At 67.7% G+C, this 18,175-nt stretch carries 17 protein-coding genes; 12 read left to right on the top strand and 5 right to left on the bottom strand.

All coding sequences use genetic code 11. The features are described 5' to 3' along the window. Nucleotides 1-7 precede the first annotated feature (7 nt). From J5837_RS05955 to J5837_RS05915, 9 genes are all read left to right on the top strand, one after another. Nucleotides 8-1,792, top strand: coding sequence for a PQQ-dependent dehydrogenase, methanol/ethanol family (locus J5837_RS05955; protein ID WP_244755654.1), 1,785 nt, complete (start codon nucleotides 8-10; stop codon nucleotides 1,790-1,792). A 10-nt stretch (nucleotides 1,793-1,802) separates the two neighbouring features. After that, nucleotides 1,803-3,041, top strand: a complete 1,239-nt coding sequence (locus tag J5837_RS05950; RefSeq protein ID WP_210535775.1) for a c-type cytochrome — start codon at nucleotides 1,803-1,805, stop codon at nucleotides 3,039-3,041. A gap of 115 nt (nucleotides 3,042-3,156) precedes the next feature. Next, nucleotides 3,157-4,329: a porin gene (locus J5837_RS05945; RefSeq protein WP_244755652.1), complete on the top strand. Its 1,173-nt coding sequence runs from the start codon at nucleotides 3,157-3,159 to the stop codon at nucleotides 4,327-4,329. A gap of 90 nt (nucleotides 4,330-4,419) precedes the next feature. Beyond that, nucleotides 4,420-6,555, top strand: coding sequence for a TonB-dependent receptor family protein (locus J5837_RS05940; RefSeq protein ID WP_210535774.1), 2,136 nt, complete (start codon nucleotides 4,420-4,422; stop codon nucleotides 6,553-6,555). Beyond that, entirely contained in the window at nucleotides 6,552-6,971 is a 420-nt protein-coding gene (locus J5837_RS05935; protein ID WP_210535773.1) for a DUF779 domain-containing protein, read from the top strand. Before J5837_RS05940 ends, J5837_RS05935 begins: the two co-directional genes overlap by 4 nt. A gap of 193 nt (nucleotides 6,972-7,164) precedes the next feature. Then, nucleotides 7,165-8,367 carry an amino acid aminotransferase gene (locus tag J5837_RS05930; RefSeq protein ID WP_210535772.1) on the top strand — a complete coding sequence of 401 codons (1,203 nt, stop codon included), beginning with the start codon at nucleotides 7,165-7,167 and terminating at the stop codon, nucleotides 8,365-8,367. 133 nt (nucleotides 8,368-8,500) lie between these two features. Next, a complete protein-coding gene (locus J5837_RS05925) occupies nucleotides 8,501-9,202 on the top strand; it encodes a 2OG-Fe(II) oxygenase (RefSeq protein ID WP_210535771.1) in 702 nt (233 codons plus the stop codon). 14 nt (nucleotides 9,203-9,216) lie between these two features. Beyond that, nucleotides 9,217-9,642 (top strand): GNAT family N-acetyltransferase, encoded by a 426-nt coding sequence (locus J5837_RS05920; protein ID WP_210535770.1) that lies wholly within the window; start codon nucleotides 9,217-9,219, stop codon nucleotides 9,640-9,642. 16 nt (nucleotides 9,643-9,658) lie between these two features. After that, on the top strand, nucleotides 9,659-10,117 hold the full coding sequence (locus J5837_RS05915) for a GNAT family N-acetyltransferase (protein ID WP_210535769.1): 459 nt from the start codon (nucleotides 9,659-9,661) through the stop codon (nucleotides 10,115-10,117). 18 nt (nucleotides 10,118-10,135) lie between these two features. Here the strand turns inward: J5837_RS05915 and J5837_RS05910 are convergent, their stop codons facing one another. Beyond that, complete coding sequence (locus tag J5837_RS05910; protein WP_210535768.1) at nucleotides 10,136-11,251, bottom strand: PA0069 family radical SAM protein; 1,116 nt, start codon at nucleotides 11,249-11,251, stop codon at nucleotides 10,136-10,138. A gap of 275 nt (nucleotides 11,252-11,526) precedes the next feature. Here J5837_RS05910 and cls point away from each other — a divergent pair, with 275 nt between their 5' ends. The 3 genes from cls to J5837_RS05895 all read left to right on the top strand — a co-directional run bounded on the left by cls (nucleotide 11,527) and on the right by J5837_RS05895 (nucleotide 14,066). Continuing rightward, nucleotides 11,527-12,972, top strand: a complete 1,446-nt coding sequence (gene cls / locus J5837_RS05905; RefSeq protein ID WP_210535767.1) for a cardiolipin synthase — start codon at nucleotides 11,527-11,529, stop codon at nucleotides 12,970-12,972. A 66-nt stretch (nucleotides 12,973-13,038) separates the two neighbouring features. After that, complete coding sequence (locus tag J5837_RS05900; protein WP_210535766.1) at nucleotides 13,039-13,308, top strand: hypothetical protein; 270 nt, start codon at nucleotides 13,039-13,041, stop codon at nucleotides 13,306-13,308. Nucleotides 13,309-13,313: 5 nt separating this feature from the next. After that, the gene (locus tag J5837_RS05895; protein WP_210535765.1) at nucleotides 13,314-14,066 is read left to right on the top strand and encodes a pyridoxine 5'-phosphate synthase; all 753 of its coding nucleotides are present in this window, start codon (nucleotides 13,314-13,316) and stop codon (nucleotides 14,064-14,066) included. 76 nt (nucleotides 14,067-14,142) lie between these two features. On the opposite strand, the gene J5837_RS05890 is transcribed toward J5837_RS05895, so the two are convergent. The 4 genes from J5837_RS05890 to J5837_RS05875 all read right to left on the bottom strand — a co-directional run bounded on the left by J5837_RS05890 (nucleotide 14,143) and on the right by J5837_RS05875 (nucleotide 18,116). Next, nucleotides 14,143-14,538: an ExbD/TolR family protein gene (locus J5837_RS05890; protein ID WP_210535764.1), complete on the bottom strand. Its 396-nt coding sequence runs from the start codon at nucleotides 14,536-14,538 to the stop codon at nucleotides 14,143-14,145. Nucleotides 14,539-14,761: 223 nt separating this feature from the next. Further along, complete coding sequence (locus J5837_RS05885; protein ID WP_210535763.1) at nucleotides 14,762-16,987, bottom strand: NADP-dependent isocitrate dehydrogenase; 2,226 nt, start codon at nucleotides 16,985-16,987, stop codon at nucleotides 14,762-14,764. A gap of 295 nt (nucleotides 16,988-17,282) precedes the next feature. Then, nucleotides 17,283-17,771: a hypothetical protein gene (locus J5837_RS05880; RefSeq protein ID WP_210535762.1), complete on the bottom strand. Its 489-nt coding sequence runs from the start codon at nucleotides 17,769-17,771 to the stop codon at nucleotides 17,283-17,285. A 33-nt stretch (nucleotides 17,772-17,804) separates the two neighbouring features. Then, nucleotides 17,805-18,116 (bottom strand): LysM peptidoglycan-binding domain-containing protein, encoded by a 312-nt coding sequence (locus J5837_RS05875; protein ID WP_210535761.1) that lies wholly within the window; start codon nucleotides 18,114-18,116, stop codon nucleotides 17,805-17,807. Nucleotides 18,117-18,175 lie beyond the last annotated feature (59 nt).

Raw genomic sequence — 18,175 nt, 5'->3', positions numbered from 1 at the left:
CCGCACCATGAACCATCCGACATCCCACGCCTCGCGCGCCCCTCGCCTGCATGCGCTGCATGCCTGTCTCGTCGTCGCCGGCGCGATGTTCGGCCTGCAGGCCTGTGCCAAGGCGCCCACCGCCGCTGCCGACGCCGCCAAGCCGGCCGCCGCCGCGCAGGACGACGGCGGGTATCCGCTGGTCACCGACGTGCGTCTGCAGAACGCGGGCAACGACGACGGCTGGCTGATGTACCGCCGCGACTACGGCAGCAGCGGCTACGCGCCGTTCGACACGGTCAACGCCGGCAACGTGGCCCAGCTCAAGCAGGCCTGGGACTACACCAGCGAATTCGACATGGGCCACGAGGCCCCGCCGGTGGTCAACGGCGACTACATGTTCATCACCACGCCGAAGAACCACCTGCTCGCCTTCCAGGCCAGCACCGGCAAGCTGCTGTGGAAGTACGAACACGACCTGTCCAACGCTGGCCTGAAGACGGTGTGCTGCGACGTGGTCAACCGCGGCGTCGCGCTGTACCAGGACAAGGTCTACATGGCCACACTGGACAACCATGTCGTCGCGCTCGACGCGAAGACCGGCAAGGTCGCGTGGAACGAGAAGATCCACGAGCAGGACGTCGGCTACGCGATGACCCTGGCGCCGCTGGTGGTCAAGGGCAAGGTGATCGTCGGCGTGTCCGGCGGCGAATACGGCGCGCGCGGCTACGTCACTGCGCTGGACGCGGCGACCGGCAAGGAGGCGTGGAAGCAGCACACCATCCCGATGCCGGACGAACCCGGCGGCGACACCTGGCCGAAGGGCGCGGCGGAAACCGGCGGCGGCGCCGCGTGGCTGACCGGCAGCTACGACGCCGAAACCGACACGCTGTTCTGGGGCGTCGGCAACCCCGGCCCGTGGCTGGCGACGCTGCGCCCGGGCGACAACCTGTACACCGATTCGGTGATCGCGATGGATCCGGCCACCGGCAAGATCAAGTGGCATTACCAGTACACGCCGAACGACACCTGGGATTACGACGGCACCAACGAAACGGTGTTCACCGACATCGACTACAAGGGCGCCAAGCACAAGGCCATCGTCAGCGCGAGCCGCAACGGCTGGTTCTACGCCATCGACCGCACCGACGGCAAACTGATCTACGCGGAGAAGTTCGCCACCGCGACTTCGGTCACCGGCCCGGACGCCAACGGCAAGATGCAGACCGATCCGGCGCTGCGCCCGACCGTGGACAAGGAAGTGTTCACCTGCCCGAGCTTCCTCGGCGGCAAGAACTGGTGGCCGATTTCGGTCAGTCCGCAGACCGGCCTGGCCTATGTGCCGACGCTGCATTCGTGCATGACCATCAAGGGCGCCGAAGTCAGCTACAAGGCCGGCCTGCCGTTCCTCGGCGAGAGCTTCCTGGTCAAGCGCGACCCGGCGTTCCCGAACCAGTGGGGCTCGGTGCAGGCGATCGACGTCAACACCGGCAAGCAGGCGTGGACCTTCCCGTCCGAGCTGCCCTGGAACAGCGGCATGTTGAGCACCGCGGGCGGACTGCTGTTCTCCGGCAGCGCCGACGGCTACCTGTACGCGTTCGACGCCAAGACCGGCAAGGTGCTGTGGAAGAGCCCGCAGATGACCTCCGGCGTGCTCGGCGTGCCCAGCACGTGGAAGGTCGGCGGCAAGCAGTACGTCGGCGTGTGGGCCGGCTGGGGCGGCGCGTCGCCGATCTGGGGCGGCGAGATGGCCCAGGACCCGAAGGTCAAGGGCATTCCGCTGGGCGGCCACCTGTACGTGTTCTCGCTGTGAGGATCGAACGATGAAACGTCATGTCTCGATGCATGGCGCGCTGCTGGCCCTGGCGTTCGCCGGGGCCGGCTGCAGCGCCGACGCGCAAGCCGCGCTGCGGGTCTGCGTGGACAGCAGCAGCCCCGGCGCCGACATGGACCTGCGCCTGGCCGAAGCGGTGGCGCGCGACCAGGGCACGACCCTGGCCGTGCACCGCTTCGACGGCGAAGGCGACGACGAGGGCTTCGACATGAAGAACTTCGTCGCGATGGCCGGCAAGGATTGCCAGCTGGTCCTCGGCTTCCCGCTGCGCGACCGCCACGGTGGCCTGCCTGGCGGCCTGCACGCGACCCAGGCCTATGCGCGCACCGGTTTCGTGCTGGTCACGCCGATGGCGCGCCGCGCGGCATCGCTGGATGCGTTGCGGCCGGGCACGCGGGTCGCGGTGACCTACCAGACCACGCCGAACCTCTATTTCGCCGAGCATCCCGCGTTGCAGGCCGACATCCGCCTGACCAACGAGGACGCGATCGACGCGCTGGAGAAAGGCAAGGTGCAGGCGGCGATGCTGTGGCGCCCGACCGTGGTGAAGTACCTGTCCGGCCACGGCCAGGCGCAGCGCTTCGACTACGCCGAACTGGACGAACCGCACGCGCGTTACGACCTGGTCGCGCTGTACGCCGACGCGAACGCGAAGGCGGCGCAGCGGTTCGAAGCGAGCATCGCCAGGCTCGGCCGGGACGGGAAGCTCTCCGCATTGCTGCAGCCTTATGCGGTGGCGCCATCCGCGCGCAAGGCCGCGGCCGTCGCGCCTGCGCTTCCCGCCGCCGCGGAAGCCTATCGGCGCAAGCACGACCTGCTGGCTCGGGCCGACGTCGATGCGCAACTGGCTTTCGCCGGCAGCGACAAGCCTTCTGCGGGCAAGGCCAAGGCGCCGGCGTTGTTCACCGCGAAGCAGGCGACCGGCGGCAAGGCGAGCTACGAGCAGAACTGCGCGATCTGCCACGGCGACAAGCTGACCGGGCGCGCCGGGCCGGCGTTGAAGGGCAAGCATTTCGCCCCGGACGACGGCAAGTACAAGGTCGGCGACATCTTCGCCATCGTGCACAAGAACATGCCGGCGATGGCGCCAGGCAGCCTGCCGCAGAACACCTACGTCGAAATCATGGCCTACATCCTGCAGCAGAACGGCTACCCCGCAGGCGGCAAGCCGTTGACCTTCGATGGCGCCAAGTCCTCGAAGGTGCCGTTGATCTACGCCGGCCAGTAAGGCCGGACCCGCGTCCGTTCCACCGCACACCGCGCCCGGCTTCCGGGCGCGGCACCCCCGGTGCGCGCCGCGCATCCGGATTCCATTGCAAGCAAATCCTCGGGAGGGATTCGTCATGCGCTTCATCCGCAAGCAAAACCGCCGGCGCACGCTGGCCCTGATCGTGCCGGCCCTGCTGGCCCTGGCCCCCGCCGCGCAGGCGGTGGAACTGTCCGCCGGCGACTGGAAGGTCGACGTCGGCGGCTTCGTCAACGCGTACTACACCTACACCAACTGCGACGGCGATGCGGTCGGCGGTTTCGCCCTTGCCGGCACCGCGCTGGGCTGCGGCGGGCAGGGCGCGCGCAGCACCATCGGCAACGGCCTGTTGCCGAACGCGCTGGTGACCAAGTTCAGCACCAACCAGGAGGGCTACGACATCGGCGGCACCATCGCGATCATGGCCCACACCGCCACCTCCAGCGCGATCGCGCCGAACAGCGGCGTCGACGTGCGCCAGGCGTTCTTCACCGTCGGCAACGGCCGCATCGGCACGTTCAAGCTGGGCCGCGACTACGGCGTGTTCGGTTCCGGCGCGATCCTCGGCGACATGACCCTGCTCGGCGTCGGCATGCCGATCCAGGCCACCCAGCGCGGGCGCGTTTCGCTGGGCCATATCGGCGCGGGGTATTCCTACCTGGGCCATTACGGGCAGATCGCGTGGACCTCGCCGGCCTTCGCCGGCGGCAACGTGACCCTGGCGTTGATGAGCCCGGTCGACAACGGCCTGGCCGGGACGCACGACGCGGGTTCCTCGCCGCAGGTGCAGGGCCAGTACGCCTGGAGCGGCAACGGCGTGAAGCTGTGGATCGCCGGCAAGTACCAGAAATTCGAACCGTTCGACGGCACCGGCGGCCAGCCCTTCACCATGTCGGGCGGCGAAATCGGCGCGTCGTTCACCGCGGGCAGATTCTCCGCGCTGGCCAACGTGCAGAGCGGCAAGGGCCTGGGCATCCTGTCCGATGGCGACCAGCAGGACACCAAGTCGACCAACTGGTTGGTGCAGGGCGCCTACGACTTCACCCCCAAGCTGAAGCTCGGCGCCAACTACGGCGAAAGCAAGAACAACGACGACACGCCCGGCGCGCTGGGCCTGGAATCCAACCGCAACGGCACGCTCGGCCTGTATTACAAGCTGACCAAGAGCGTGACCCTGGTCGGCGAAGTCAGCCAGACCCGTTCCCGTGCCTTCGACGGCGCCGAAGCGACGATGGACGGCTACGCGGTCGGCGGCATCGTGTTCTTCTGAGCGGCCACGGCCGCGCGTCGCGACGGCGCGCGGCCTTCCCGCACCCGCAACCCGATGCAGGCAAACTGTGTGCGTGGAGAAACTTGCCCGATGAGACGACTGCTGCTGACCAATGCGATCGCCTTCACCCTGGCCGCGCCCTTGCCGGCGCTGGCCGGCGACGACGACACCGCGACCACGCTGGACCGCGTGCAGGTGGTTTCGACCCGCCTGCAGCAGGTGCCCGCGTTCGACACGCCGGCGTCGTTGAGCACGGTGGACGTCGATGGCCGCGCCGCCAGCGCAGGCGTCAACGTCTCCGACCTGCTGCGCGGCGTGCCCGGCCTGCTGGCCCGCGACCGGCAGAACTACGCGCAGGACACGCAGTTGTCGCTGCGCGGGTTCGGCGCGCGTTCCACCTTCGGCGTGCGCGGCGTGCGCCTGTACGCCGACGGCATCCCGGCGACGATGCCGGACGGGCAAGGCCAGGTTTCGCATTTCGCCCTGGCCGGCGCCGAACGCATCGAAGTGCTGCGCGGTCCGTTCTCCGCCCTGCACGGCAATTCCTCGGGCGGCGTGGTGCAGATCTTCAGCGCCGACGGCGATGCGCCGACCCAAGGGCACATGCAGGCCAGCCTCGGCCGCGACGACAGCCGCAGCTTCGGCGCCAGCCTGCGCGGCGTCGACGGCGCGTTCGGCTATGCGCTGGCCGGCAACCTGTTCGAAACCGATGGCTGGCGCGAGCACAGCGCCGCGCGACGCCAATCGTTGAACGCCAAGCTGCACTACGACCTGCCCGGCGATGGCCGCCTGCGGCTGGTCGCCAACCACTTCAACGCGCCGAACGCGCAGGATCCGCTCGGCCTGACCTGGGCGCAGGTGCGGGAAAACCCGCGCCAGGCCACGGCGGTGGCCGAACAGTTCGACACGCGCAAATCGGCCGAACAGGACCAGGCCGGACTGGTCTGGGAGCAGCCGCTCGGCGACGGCCACAGCCTGCGCGCGATGGCCTATGCGGGCACGCGCGAGATCGAGCAGTACCTACCGCTGCCCACCGGCGCGCAGGCGAATCCGCTGAACTCCGGCGGCGTGATCGACCTCGACAACGACTACGGCGGCGCCGACCTGCGCTGGAGCTGGCGCGGCGAACTGGCCGGACGCGAATTCGAACTCACCGCGGGCGGCAATTTCGACCGCCAGCGCCAGCATCGCCTCGGTTACGAGAACTTCGTCGGCACCGCGCTCGGCGTGCGCGGCGCCTTGCGCCGCGACGAGCGCAATCGCACCGACAACTTCGACCAGTACGCGCAGGCGTGGTGGCGCTTCGCCCCGCGCTGGTCGCTGCTGGCCGGCGTACGCCACAGCCGCGTGCGCTTCGAGTCGCGCGATGCGTACGTCACCGCACGCAACCCGGACGACAGCGGCGCGGTCGAATACGCGCAGACCACGCCGGTCGCCGGCCTCGCGTTCTCGCCGAACGACGACCTGCGCTTCTACCTGTCCGCCGGCCGCGGCTTCGAAACGCCGACCTTCAACGAACTCGGCTACCGCGCCGATGGCGGCGCCGGCCTCGCCTTTGATCTGAAGCCGGCGGTCAGCCGCAACCTCGAATTCGGCGGCAAGTGGCGCAACGGCGACGGCGCGTCGCTGGAAGCCGCGCTGTTCCGCGCCGACACCGACGACGAACTGGCGGTGGCGCGCAACGTCGGCGGGCGCAGCAGCTACCGCAACGTCGGCCGCGCGCGCCGCGAAGGTTTCGAACTGGCGGCCGGGTTGCCGCTGGGCGAGCGCTGGCGTTTCGACCTGGCCTACACCTGGCTCGACGCGCAGTTCCGCGACAGCTTCCCGATCTGCACCGCCGCCGGCTGCACCAACCCTTCGGTGCGGGTCGCCGCCGGCACGCGCATCCCCGGCACCGCGCGCCAGCAGCTCGATGCGCGCTTGGGTTGGCGCAGCGGCGGTTGGGAAGCGGCGCTGGAGGCGATCGGCGTCGGCGATGTCACGGTCAACGACCCGGGCAGCGCGCGCGCACCCGGCTACGTGCTGCTGGGCTTCGAATTCGCCCGCGAATGGCGCTTCGGCACGCAATCGCTGCGCGGCTTCGCCCGGGTCGACAACCTTCTGGACAAGGCCTATGTCGGTTCGGTGATCGTCAACGAAGGCAACGGCCGCTATTACGAACCCGGCCCTGGCCGCGGCCTGCTGCTGGGCCTGCGCTGGCAATGGGCCGCGGAGGACGCGCCATGAACACCACTTCGGTTTCCAACGGACGGACGCCCGACCAAACTGCGCTCGACACCCGCCAGGTCATCGCCACGCTGGCCGCGCTGCAGTTGATCGACAAGCTGCGCGCGAAGCACGGCGCGCTGCTGTTCCACCAGTCCGGCGGCTGCTGCGATGGCTCCTCGCCGATGTGCTACCCGGTCGGCGATTTCATCGTCGGCGACCGCGATGTCAGGCTGGGCGAGATCGGCGGCGCGGAGTTCTTCATCAGCCCCTCGCAGTTCGAATACTGGAAGCACACCCAGTTGATCATCGACGTGGTCGAAGGCCGCGGCGGCATGTTCTCGCTGGAGAACGGCGAGGGCGTGCGCTTCCTGGTGCGCTCGCGGCTGTTCACCGACGAAGAGTTCGCCGCGCTGCAGGCGCAGGGACGGGCGTAACCGCCTTTCCGCAAACCCCTCTTTTTTGCCGACGCCTTCGCGACCAGGCTTCCCAGGGCCCGTGGCTCTGCGCCTGGATCGCCCGTGCCGACCGTTGCACTCGCAACCCTCCCGGCGGCGGCCCGTCGCCCCTGCTAAACTCGCGCTCCGCGCGATTCGCGCACCTTCCTCCCTCAGCCAGCGAAACCCCACCGTGTCCGTCTTTGCGCATGTCGAACAAGTCCCCGGCGACCCCATCCTTGGCCTGACCGAGGCCTACAACGCCGATACCCGCCCGACCAAGGTCAACCTCGGCGTCGGCATCTACTACGACGAAAGCGGACGCATCCCGCTGCTGAAATGCGTGCAGCAGATCGAACGGCAGCTGGCCGAGCAAGGCCGCCCGCGCGGCTATCTGCCGATCGACGGCCTGCCGGCCTACGTGCAGGGCACCCAGCGCCTGCTGTTCGGCGAGGACTCGCCGCTGCTGGCCGCCGGCCGCGTCGCCACCCTGCAGACCATCGGCGGCAGCGGCGCGCTGCGCGTCGGCGCCGACCTGCTGAAGAAGCTGCTGCCGAAGGCCAAGGTTGCGCTGAGCAATCCCAGCTGGGAAAACCACCAGGCGGTGTTCGCCGCCGCCGGCTACGAGGTGTCGAACTATGCGTACTTCGACGCCGCGACGCATGGCGTCGATTTCGCCGGCATGCTCGCCGACCTCGGCAAGCTGGAACCCGGTTCGGTCGTGCTGCTGCACGCCTGCTGCCACAACCCGACCGGCGCCGACCTGAGCGTCGAGCAGTGGAAGCAGGTCGCCGCGCTGCTCAAGGAACGCGGCCTGTTCCCGTTCCTGGACATGGCCTACCAGGGCTTCGACAAGGGCATCCGCGAAGACTCCGTCGCAGTCGGCATCCTGCTCGACGCCGGCATCGACAGCTTCGTGCTCAGCAGCTCGTACGCCAAGTCGTTCTCGCTGTACGGCGAACGCGCCGGCGCGCTGTCGGTGATCGCAGCCAACGCCACCGAGGCCAAGGCGGTGCTGTCGCACGCCAAGCGGGTGATCCGCACGATCTATTCCAGCCCGGCGACCCACGGCGGCGCGCTGGTGGCCGGCGTGCTCAACAATCCCGAGCTGCGCGCGCTGTGGGAACAGGAACTGGCCGACATGCGCAGCCGCATCCACACCATGCGCGCGTTGCTGGTGACCAAGCTGGCCGAACGCGGCGCGCCGGAGTTCGCCTTCATCCAGCAGCAGGCCGGCATGTTCTCGTACTCGGGCCTGTCCAAGGCGCAGGTGGACCGCCTGCGCGACGAGTTCGGCATCTACGCGGTCGGCAGCGGCCGCATCTGCGTGGCGGCGTTGAACCACAACAACATCGACTACGTCGCCGACGCGATCGCCGCCGTGCGCAAGGGCTAAGCCTGCGGCATTACCGTTGTTGAAGCGGGTTTCGTGGGAGCGGCCCTGGCCGCGAATGCTTTCTTCTTTGCCAGTGAAGAGCAAGAGCATTCGCGGCCAGGGCCGCTCCCACAATTGCGCTTAGAATCGCCGCATGCCCGCCGCCGACTTCATCGAAACCTATCCTGACCTGGTGGACGGCGCGACCTGCGCCGCCATCGTCCGGCGCATGCGCGACAGCGACGCGCTGCAGCCCGGCCGGGTCGGCAGCGGGGTGTTCCCGGAACTCAAGCGCAGCCGCGACCTCAGCCTGGTCAACCGGCCCGAGTGGCAGGATGTCGACGCGCTGCTGCAGCAGGCGGTGTTCGCCGGCCTGCTGCGCTACCTGCGCCAGTATCCGCAGGCATTGATTTCGCCGCTGATGCTGCAACACCAGTCGCCCGACGGCACGACCCGCCGGCTGCAGGCCGACGACATCGCGGCGATGGACGACTCGGCCGTCGCCGATCTGGCCCGCGCCTGCCTGCGCCCGGGCGCGATCAACCTGCAATGGTATTCGGCCGGCGAAGGCGGCTATCCGTACTGGCATTGCGAGCTGTATCCGCGCGACGCACGCGCCGAAACCTTGCATCGGCACCTGCTGTGGACGCTGTACTTGAACGACGGATTCGACGAAGGCGAAACCGAATTCCTGTTCCAGCAGCGCAAGGTCGAGCCGCGCACCGGCAGCCTGCTGATCGCCCCGACCGCGTTCACCCACACCCACCGCGGCAACCGGCCGCAGAACGGCGACAAGTTCATCGCGACCAGCTGGATCCTGTTCCAGAGCGCGGACAAGCTGTTCGGCGCGCCGTGACTTCCGGAGACCCCATGGCCATTCGCTGGACGCAATCCCCGGACGCGGTCGATTGGGACGCGTTGTCGGAGCTCTATCGCATCGCCCCGCTCGGCAACAAGAGCGGCGAGTGGCTGAAGACGGCCTATTCGAACAGCATGTTCAAGCGCTTCGCATTCGATGGCGACCAGGTTGTCGCCGCCGGCCGCGCCGTGGCCGATGGCGTGGACTGCTCCTATCTCTGCGACATCGTCGTCCATCCCGCCTACCAGGGAACGGGCCTGGGCAAGGAACTGATCCAGAGCCTGGTCGACCTTTCCAAAGGCCACCGCAAGATCATTCTCTATGCCGTTCCCGGCCGCGAGCCGTTCTACGCCAGGTTCGGCTTCCGCCGAATGAACACGGCCATGGCGATCTTCTCCGACCCGGAGAAGGCCGCCGCGGACGGGTACACGCAATAGTGCGGCCACGTAGCTGATGCACGACGATTCCGCGACCCGCCTGCCGGTCGGATCCGCCATTCCCGACTTGCGCATCCGCCGGATCCCTTGGCAGCAGACCATTCCGCTTCGCCACTCGGTGCTGTGGCCGGACAAGCCGCCGGAGTTCTGCCATGTCGAAGGCGACGAGGACGCCCGGCATTTCGGCGCCTTCCTGCGGGAGGAACTCGTGTCGGTGGCCTCCGTGTATCCCGAAGGCCACGACGTGCGCCTGCGCAAGTTCGCGACCGCCAGCGGGTTCCAGCGCCATGGCGTCGGTACGCGGATGCTGGCGCACATCCTCGCCGAGCTGAAGGACCAGGGCTTCCAGTACTTCTGGTGCGACGCACGGGAATCGGCGCTCGGGTTCTACGAACGCTTCGGCATGCGGCCCGAAGGCGAGCGCTTCCACAAGGGCGACGTGCCGTATTACAGGATGAGCGTGCGTCTGGATTGACGCGCAGGGCACGTCAGGTCAGAACAACTCGCCCTGCGGCGACGGTTTGCGCGGGGGTACGAACAGGCTGCAATCGAGGCCATCGTCGCGATGGCTGCGGCTGTAGCCGCTGTCGTAGCCGAAGCGCTTCTTCGCCAGGGCGAAGCGTTTCGCCAGTAGCTCGGCGAATACGCCTTCGCCGCTGAAGCGCTTGCCGAAGGCCGCGTCGTAATCCTTGCCGCCGCGCGACTGGCGGATCGTGCTCATCACGTGCGCGGCGCGGTCGGGCACGTGGGTTTCCAGCCAGTCGCGGAACAGCGGCGCCACTTCGTGGGGCAGGCGCAACAGCACGTAGCCGGCCGAACGCGCGCCGGCGTCGCGCGCGGCTTCCAGTACGTCTTCCAGCATATGGTCGTTCACCCACGGGATCGCCGGCGCGAACATCACCCCGACCGGGATGCCCGCCTCGTGCAGCGCGCGCATCGCGCGCAGGCGCGCGTGCGGGGCAGACGCGCGTGGCTCCAGCTTCGACGACAACGGGTTGTCCAGCGAGGTGATCGAGATGTAGCAGTGGACGAGGTTGAGCTTCGCCATCGGCGCGAGCAGGTCGATGTCGCGTTCGACCAGCGCGTTCTTGGTGATCAGCGAGAACGGGTGGCGGGTTTCGGCCAGCACCTCGATCACCTTGCGGGTCAGTTGCAACTTGCGTTCGGTCGGCTGATAGATGTCGGTGCTGACGCCCAGCGCGATCGGGCTGACCTGGTAACCGGGCCTGGCCAGCTCGCGGCGCAATACTTCCGGCGCATTGGTCTTGGCGAAGATCTTGGTCTCGAAATCCAGTCCCGGCGACAGGTCGATGTAGGCATGGGTCGGGCGCGCGAAGCAGTACGAGCAGCCATGCTCGCAACCGCGATACGGGTTCACCGATTGCGCGAACGGGATATCCGGCGAGTGGTTGCGCACGATCACGCTGCGCGCGGCTTCCTCGCGCACTTCGGTACTTGGCGCGGAGTCGCTTTCGTCCTCGCGGTCGCGGTCGTGCCAGCCGTCGTCGGTCTTTTCCGCAACGGTCTTCGCATAGCGGCCCGGCAACCAGCCGGTAGAACCGCGGCCCTTGATGGCCTGTCCCCGGTGCGAGCCTTCTCCTTCGTGCATGCGTGCAGCCTACGCCGTGGCCGTCTCATCGTCGGCGACACGGGATCGCGGTTCTGCCTCGACCTCCTCCCTTTTGCCAAAGGCAAAGGGGAGGATTGAGGAGGGGTGCCTTTGCTCCTGCCTCCCGCCTCCGAAAAGCCGAAAGCAACAGCAAAGCACCCCCTCCTCGATCCTCCCCTGCACGCTGCGCGCGCAAGGGAGGAGGCTGGGCTCCTCGGCTCTTCACGCAACACGGAGTTGTGACAACCCGAGCGCTGGATCAATAGAATGCCGGCATGCTCGCCGCCCTGCGCCATCTGTGGGATGCCTTCTGGGCGATTCCGCACATCAACCTGTACCTGTCGCTGGCCTGGTTGCTGTACCTGGTGCCGCTGTGCATGTGGATCGTGCTGCAGCGGCGCGAGCCGGTGGCGACGCTGAGCTGGCTGCTGTCGCTGTCGCTGCTGCCGTACGTCGGCTACGTGGTGTATTTCCTGCTCGGCCCGCAGAAGATCGACCGCCAGCGCCTGCGCCGGCGCATCGCCCGCAACCGACTCGACCCGAGAACGCTGGCCGGGCCGCTGAGCGAGGACTGCACCGAACTGGCCCTGCTCGGCCAGTCCACCACCGGACTGGCGCCGCTTACCGCGCGTTCGGTGCAGCTGCTGGTCGACGGCGGCGCGACCTACGACGCGATCCTCGAAGCGGTCGCATCGGCGCGCGACCACGTGCACCTGGAGTACTACATCTTCATGCCCGACCGCATCGGCACGCGCCTGCGCGATGCGCTGGTCGAGCGCGCGCGGGCCGGGGTCAAGGTCAAGCTGCTGGTCGATGCGGTGGGTTCGTCGAAGTTGCGCGCGCGCTTCCTGCAACCCCTGCTGGATGCCGGCGGCGAGATCGCCTGGTTCCACCCGGCCAAGTTCCGCGGCTTCGCCCGGCCCTGGGTCAACCTGCGCAGCCACCGCAAGATCGTCGTGGTCGACGGCCACGTCGCCTTCACCGGCGGCATCAACGTCACCGACGAGGAAGACGAACGCCTGCGTCCCGATGCGTACCGCGACCTGCACCTGCGCCTGGTCGGCGAAGTGGTGCGCAGCGTGCAGCTGGTGTTCGTCGAGGACTGGGTCTACGCCAGTGGGCAGACCCGCGAGGCGTTCGCCGGCTGCGCGCTGTGGCCGCATGCGGAACCCGGCGACATTCCCGCGCAGGTGCTGGTGTCGGGGCCGGATTCGTCGTGGGAGGCGATCCACCGCATGCACGTGGCCGCGATCCACGAGGCGCGTCGGCGCGTCTGGTTGGCGACGCCGTACTTCGTACCGGGCGAGGCCGCGCGCATGGCGCTGACGTCGGCCGCGCTGGGCGGGCTCGACGTGCGCCTGCTGGTGCCGAAGATGAGCGATTCGAGACTGGTCACCTATGCCGCGCGTTCGTACTTCGACGAACTGCTCGCCGCCGGGGTCAAGGTCCATGAATACGGCCCGCGCATGCTGCACACCAAGGCGCTGCTGTGCGACGACAACCTGGCCCTGATCGGCAGCGCCAACTTCGACAACCGCAGCTTCCGCCTGAACTTCGAGGTCTCGGTGCTGCTGCGCGGCGAGGAAATGGCCGGGCAGCTGGACCGGCTGCTGCGGGGCGAACTCGACGACGCGCCACAGGTGCAGCGCGAGCGCCACCGGTCGCTGTGGCGGCACCGCTTGCCGGAAGCGCTGGCCCGCCTGCTGTCGCCGCTGCTGTAAGCCCGCGGCGAAAGCGCTAGACTCGCGGCGGATTCGGGCCCGCGGGATCGCGGACGGGGATTTGAAATGCATTGGCTGTTCCTGCTGTTGTCTCTGGGCGCCCTGTTCGGCGCCGTGCGCACTTCATCGACCGGGCTGATGGCCGTGCTGCTGCTGGCCTCGCTGGTGTTGCTGCTGGCCTGGGTGCTGGGCTGGATGTCGGCGCGGCTGGGCAACCGCCGCGAGGAACGCCCGATGATCGACCCGCAGGAACTGCGCCGGCTGCGCGAGCTGGCCGAGGCGCGCCGGCAGCAACAGGCTTCGCAGACGGAGCACGACGGCATCGGCGCGCCCTGAGCCGCATGACCGTCCTCAGCGTCAACGTCAACAAGATCGCGGTGTTGCGCAACTCGCGCGGCGGCCACGCGCCCGACGTGGTGCGTGCGGCCCGCGCCTGCCTCGACGCCGGCGCGCACGGCATCACCGTGCATCCACGCCCCGACCAGCGCCACATCCGTGCCGACGACGTGTTCGCGCTGGCCGGACTGACCGGCGAATACGGCGTCGAATTCAACATCGAAGGCAATCCGTTCGCGCCACCACGCGCGGGCTATCCCGGCTTCGTGGAGCTGTGTGCACAGACACGCCCGGCGCAGGCCACGCTGGTGCCGGACAGCGACGGACAGCTGACCTCCGACCATGGTTTCGATTTCGTCCGCGACGCCGCGCGCCTGCAGCCGCTGGTCGCCGAACTGAAAGCGCTGGGCTGCCGGGTCAGCCTGTTCGCCGATGCCGGCTGTGCCGGTCTCGCCGAAGCCGCGCGGATCGGCGCCGACCGGATCGAGTTGTATACCGGGCCTTATGCCGAAGCCGCGGCTGCAGGCGATGCCAACGCGGCGCTGGCCGCATGCGCCGGCACCGCGCGCGAAGCGCAGGCACTGGGCCTGGGGGTCAATGCCGGCCACGACCTCAGCCAGGCCAATCTCGGTGCGTTCCTCGCCCGCGTGCCCGATGTGCTGGAAGTGTCGATCGGCCACGCGCTGATCGACGAAGCCCTGTACGCCGGACTGGATGCCACCGTGCGCGGTTACCTGCGGATCCTCGCGGGCAACTAATTTCCGTAGGGTGGGCACGCCTTTTGTGCCCACCAGATTGTCGGTGCGGCGGGCACGAAAAACGTGCCCACCCTACTCATGGCTGCACGGCGATGTTGCGCAGACCGCGTTCGCGCGCTTCGGCCAGGGCCGTCACCACGTGCTGGTAATCGGCCGCGGATGTCGCGCTGACCCGCAATGCCGTGCGCGGATCTTCCGCCGCGGCTTCCTCGAAGCGCTGCCATAGCGCATCGGCGGCGTAGACGCGGCCGTCGAGCAGGTAATCGCCGGCGTCGTTGACCTGCAAACGTAGCGACGGAGGCGGTTCGACCGAATCGGGTCGCGCAACCTGCGGCAGCGTCGCGTCGACAGGCTGCGCCAGGATCGGCATCGTGATCATGAAGATCACCAGCAGCACCAGCATCACGTCGACCAGCGGCGTGATGTTGATCTCGGCAACGGGACTGTCCTTGACTGCATCGGAGAAAGCCATGGCGCACTCCTGGTCGGTGGGACGCCATCCACGCTACGCCGACCCGACGGGCGCCGCAAGCGGTCGACCTTCGTAGGGTGGGCACGCCTTTTGTGCCCGCCGCGCCTCCAATCCGGCGGGCACAAAAGGCGTGCCCACCCTACGGACGTTTCGCACGATGTCGTCCCGGATACAAGAACGCCCGGCATGGCCGGGCGTTCGCTGGTACGGCGCGTTCGACGCTTTACAGCACGGCCAGCGCGGCGTTGAAGGTCGCGCTCGGGCGCATCGCCGCCGCGGCCTTCGACAGGTCCGGGCGGTAGTAGCCGCCGATGTCGACGGCCTTGCCCTGGACGCTGTTGAGTTCGCCGACGATCTTCTGCTCGTTGCCCGCCAGGGCCTCGGCCAGCGGCGCGAACTTGGCCTTCAGCGCGGGATCCTCGTCCTGCGCCGCCAGCGCCTGCGCCCAGTACATCGCCAGGTAGAAATGGCTGCCGCGGTTGTCCAGCTCGCCGGTGCGGCGCGAGGGCGACTTGTCCAGCTCGAGCAGCTTGCCGGTGGCCTCGTCCAGGGTCTTCGCCAGCAGCTTGGCCTTGGCGTTGTCGTACTTGATGCCGGTTTCTTCCAGCGACACGGCCAGGGCGAGGAATTCGCCCAGCGAATCCCAGCGCAGGTGGTTCTCTTCCAGCAACTGCTGCACGTGCTTCGGCGCGGAGCCGCCGGCGCCGGTCTCGTACATGCCGCCGCCGGCCATCAGCGGCACGATCGACAGCATCTTCGCGCTGGTGCCCAGTTCCATGATCGGGAACAGGTCGGTGAGGTAATCGCGCAGGATGTTGCCGGTCACCGAGATGGTGTCGAGGCCGCGCACCACGCGTTCCAGCGTGTAACGCATCGCGCGCACCTGCGACATGATCTGGATGTCGAGGCCGGTGGTGTCGTGGTCCTTCAGGTAGGTCTTCACCTTCTTGATCAGTTCGTTCTCGTGCGGGCGGTACGGATCCAGCCAGAACAGCGCCGGCATGCCCGAGTTGCGCGCGCGCGCCACGGCCAGCTTGACCCAGTCGCGGATGGGCGCGTCCTTGACCTGGCACATGCGCCAGATGTCGCCGGCTTCCACGTTCTGCGACAGCAGCACTTCGCCGGTGGCGATGTCGACGATGTTGGCGACGCCGTCTTCCGGGATTTCGAAGGTCTTGTCGTGGGAGCCGTATTCCTCGGCCTTCTGCGCCATCAGGCCGACGTTCGGCACCGTGCCCATGGTGCGCGGATCGAAGTTGCCGTGCCATTTGCAGAAGTTGATCATCTCCTGGTAGATGCGGGCGAAGGTCGATTCCGGCATTACCGCCTTGCAGTCATAGGGCTTGCCGTCGGCGCCCCACATCTTGCCGCCCTGGCGGATCATCGCCGGCATAGACGCGTCGACGATGATGTCGTTGGGCGAATGGAAGTTGGTGATGCCCTTGGCCGAATCGACCATGGCCAGCGCGGGACGATGCTCCTGGCAGGCGTGCAGGTCGCGGATGATTTCCTCGCGCTTGGATTCCGGCAGCGACTTGATCTTCTCGTACAGGTCGGCCATGCCGTTGTTGACGTTGATGCCGAGCTCGTCGAACAGTTTGCCGTGCTTCTGGAAGGCTTCCTTGTAGTAGATCCTGACGCAGTGGCCGAACACGATCGGGTGCGAGACCTTCATCATCGTGGCCTTGACGTGCAGCGAGAACAGGATGCCGGCCTCGCGGCAGTCGTCCAGCTGCTTCTCGTAGAACGCGAGCAAGGCCTTCTTGCTCATGAACATCGAGTCGATGATCTCGCCGTCCTGCAGCGCGACCTTCGGCTTCAGCACGACGGCCTTCCCTTCGCGGGTGACCAGTTCCATGCGGACGTCGCGCGCCTTGTCCAGCGTCATCGATTTTTCGCCATGGTAGAAATCGCCTTCATCCATGTGCGAGACGTGGGTGCGCGACCACTGCTTCCACTCGCTCATCGAATGCGGGTGCTTCTTGGCGTAGTTCTTCACCGCCAGCGGCGCGCGGCGGTCGGAGTTGCCTTCGCGCAGCACCGGGTTCACCGCCGAGCCCAGGCACCTGGCGTAGCGCGCCTGGATGTCCTTTTCCGCATCGGTCTGCGGTTCCTCGGGGTAATCCGGCAGCGGATAGCCCTGGGCCTGCAGTTCCTTGATCGCGCCCTTCAACTGCTGCACCGAGGCGCTGATGTTGGGCAGCTTGATGATGTTGGCTTCCGGCCGGGTCGCCAGCGCGCCGAGTTCAGCCAGGTCGTCGTTGACCTTGCGGTCGCCCAGCAGCTCGGGGAACTGCGCCAGGATGCGCCCCGCCAGCGAGATGTCCCGCGTTTCCACCGCGATCCCGGCCGCGCCCGCGAACGCCTGCACGATCGGCAGGAGCGACTGGGTGGCGAGGAACGGGGCTTCGTCGGTCAGGGTGTAGATGATCTTGGTGTCGCTGGACATGGGGTCGGAGTCTCTGCGGTTGCGGTTGGCCGGAAGCATGGCGCGGCGAAGCGCCGCCCGGTATCGACCGCCATTGTCGCGCGCGGCCGCCTCCACGGCAAAGACGAACCGAATGAAAGGGCGGAGCCAAGGGTGTTTTCGACACCTGTCCGCATGCCCGGCATGCGAGCCAGGGGCATAAAAAAAGGGCGCGGATTTCTCCGCGCCCGGCTTGCCCGTCCACATGGGTCGGTAAGGGGCCCCGCCGCGGCGGGATGCGTTGCGTGCAGGGCCGCCTCGAAGCGCGGCCGATGCGTCACTTCACTTCGATTTCCTGGGTCATGCCGACCGGCGTGCCGTTGAGGGTCACGTCGACCTTGTACTTGCCGGTGGGCCACGGGGTGGCCTTGGTGAACTCGATATTGGTGGTATCGACGCCACCGGCGGCGACGGTGGCCGACTTCTTGCCGGCTTCCTGACCGTCCTGGTAGGTCAGCTTGGCTTCGATGGTGGCATTAGCCGGAGTCGCCGCATCGGTCTTCACCGACACGATGATCTTGTCCTTGGCGCCGAAGGTGGTCATCGCGGCGACCGACTTGTCGGCAGCGGCAGTATTGCCCACGGTGACGCTGGTGGCGGAGACCGGAGCCGGAGCGGGCGCGGGTTCGACAGGCGCAGGGGCAGGAGCGGTTTCGGTCGGAGCCGGCGCGGGGGCAACCGGTTCTTCCTTCTTCTTGCAGCCGACCAGGGCGACGCTGCCAGCAAGGGCCACGATCAGGGCATAAGCGATGCGATTGTGCTTCATGGTGTTCAATCCTTGGATGGAAGAGAGGAAGAGTCAGTCTTCTTTCGGCAGCGACGGCAACTTGATCACCTGGCCCGGGAAGATACGATCGGGATCCTCGATGGTGTCGCGGTTGGCGTCGAAGATCTGGTGCCACGCGCTGGCCTTGCCGTAGTGATCCTTGGCGATCTTGGAAAGGGTGTCGCCCTTCTGGATGGTGTAGGTCTGTTCGCCGCCGCTGACGACTTCGGCGGTGCTGTCCACAGTCGCGGTGACGTCGGAGAAGTCCGCCTTTTCGACGACCGGTGCGGTGCTGTCGACCTTCGCGGTCACATCGGAAAAATCCGCTTTCTTTTCGGTGCTCATGCAGGGCTCCTCCCTGATGGGGTGGTCTACGAGCGCCCAAATGTACACACCGCTTGTTA

This window comes from Pseudoxanthomonas helianthi (assembly GCF_017939625.1).
GTDB classification, from domain to species: Bacteria; Pseudomonadota; Gammaproteobacteria; order Xanthomonadales; family Xanthomonadaceae; genus Pseudoxanthomonas_A; species Pseudoxanthomonas_A helianthi.
This window is presented reverse-complemented; position numbering and strand designations above follow the sequence as displayed.

Excerpts from the sequence above, each read along its gene's own strand:
- J5837_RS05955 (WP_244755654.1), top strand. The coding sequence starts at position 8 with ATGAACCATCCGACATCCCACGCCTCGCGCGCCCCTCGCCTGCATGCG.
- J5837_RS05950 (WP_210535775.1), top strand. The coding sequence starts at position 1,803 with ATGAAACGTCATGTCTCGATGCATGGCGCGCTGCTGGCCCTGGCGTTC.
- J5837_RS05945 (WP_244755652.1), top strand. The coding sequence starts at position 3,157 with ATGCGCTTCATCCGCAAGCAAAACCGCCGGCGCACGCTGGCCCTGATC.
- J5837_RS05940 (WP_210535774.1), top strand. The coding sequence starts at position 4,420 with ATGAGACGACTGCTGCTGACCAATGCGATCGCCTTCACCCTGGCCGCG.
- J5837_RS05935 (WP_210535773.1), top strand. The coding sequence starts at position 6,552 with ATGAACACCACTTCGGTTTCCAACGGACGGACGCCCGACCAAACTGCG.
- J5837_RS05925 (WP_210535771.1), top strand. The coding sequence starts at position 8,501 with ATGCCCGCCGCCGACTTCATCGAAACCTATCCTGACCTGGTGGACGGC.
- J5837_RS05920 (WP_210535770.1), top strand. The coding sequence starts at position 9,217 with ATGGCCATTCGCTGGACGCAATCCCCGGACGCGGTCGATTGGGACGCG.
- J5837_RS05915 (WP_210535769.1), top strand. The coding sequence starts at position 9,659 with ATGCACGACGATTCCGCGACCCGCCTGCCGGTCGGATCCGCCATTCCC.
- J5837_RS05910 (WP_210535768.1), bottom strand. The coding sequence starts at position 11,251 with ATGCACGAAGGAGAAGGCTCGCACCGGGGACAGGCCATCAAGGGCCGC.
- cls (WP_210535767.1), top strand. The coding sequence starts at position 11,527 with ATGCTCGCCGCCCTGCGCCATCTGTGGGATGCCTTCTGGGCGATTCCG.
- J5837_RS05900 (WP_210535766.1), top strand. The coding sequence starts at position 13,039 with ATGCATTGGCTGTTCCTGCTGTTGTCTCTGGGCGCCCTGTTCGGCGCC.
- J5837_RS05895 (WP_210535765.1), top strand. The coding sequence starts at position 13,314 with ATGACCGTCCTCAGCGTCAACGTCAACAAGATCGCGGTGTTGCGCAAC.
- J5837_RS05890 (WP_210535764.1), bottom strand. The coding sequence starts at position 14,538 with ATGGCTTTCTCCGATGCAGTCAAGGACAGTCCCGTTGCCGAGATCAAC.
- J5837_RS05885 (WP_210535763.1), bottom strand. The coding sequence starts at position 16,987 with ATGTCCAGCGACACCAAGATCATCTACACCCTGACCGACGAAGCCCCG.
- J5837_RS05880 (WP_210535762.1), bottom strand. The coding sequence starts at position 17,771 with ATGAAGCACAATCGCATCGCTTATGCCCTGATCGTGGCCCTTGCTGGC.
- J5837_RS05875 (WP_210535761.1), bottom strand. The coding sequence starts at position 18,116 with ATGAGCACCGAAAAGAAAGCGGATTTTTCCGATGTGACCGCGAAGGTC.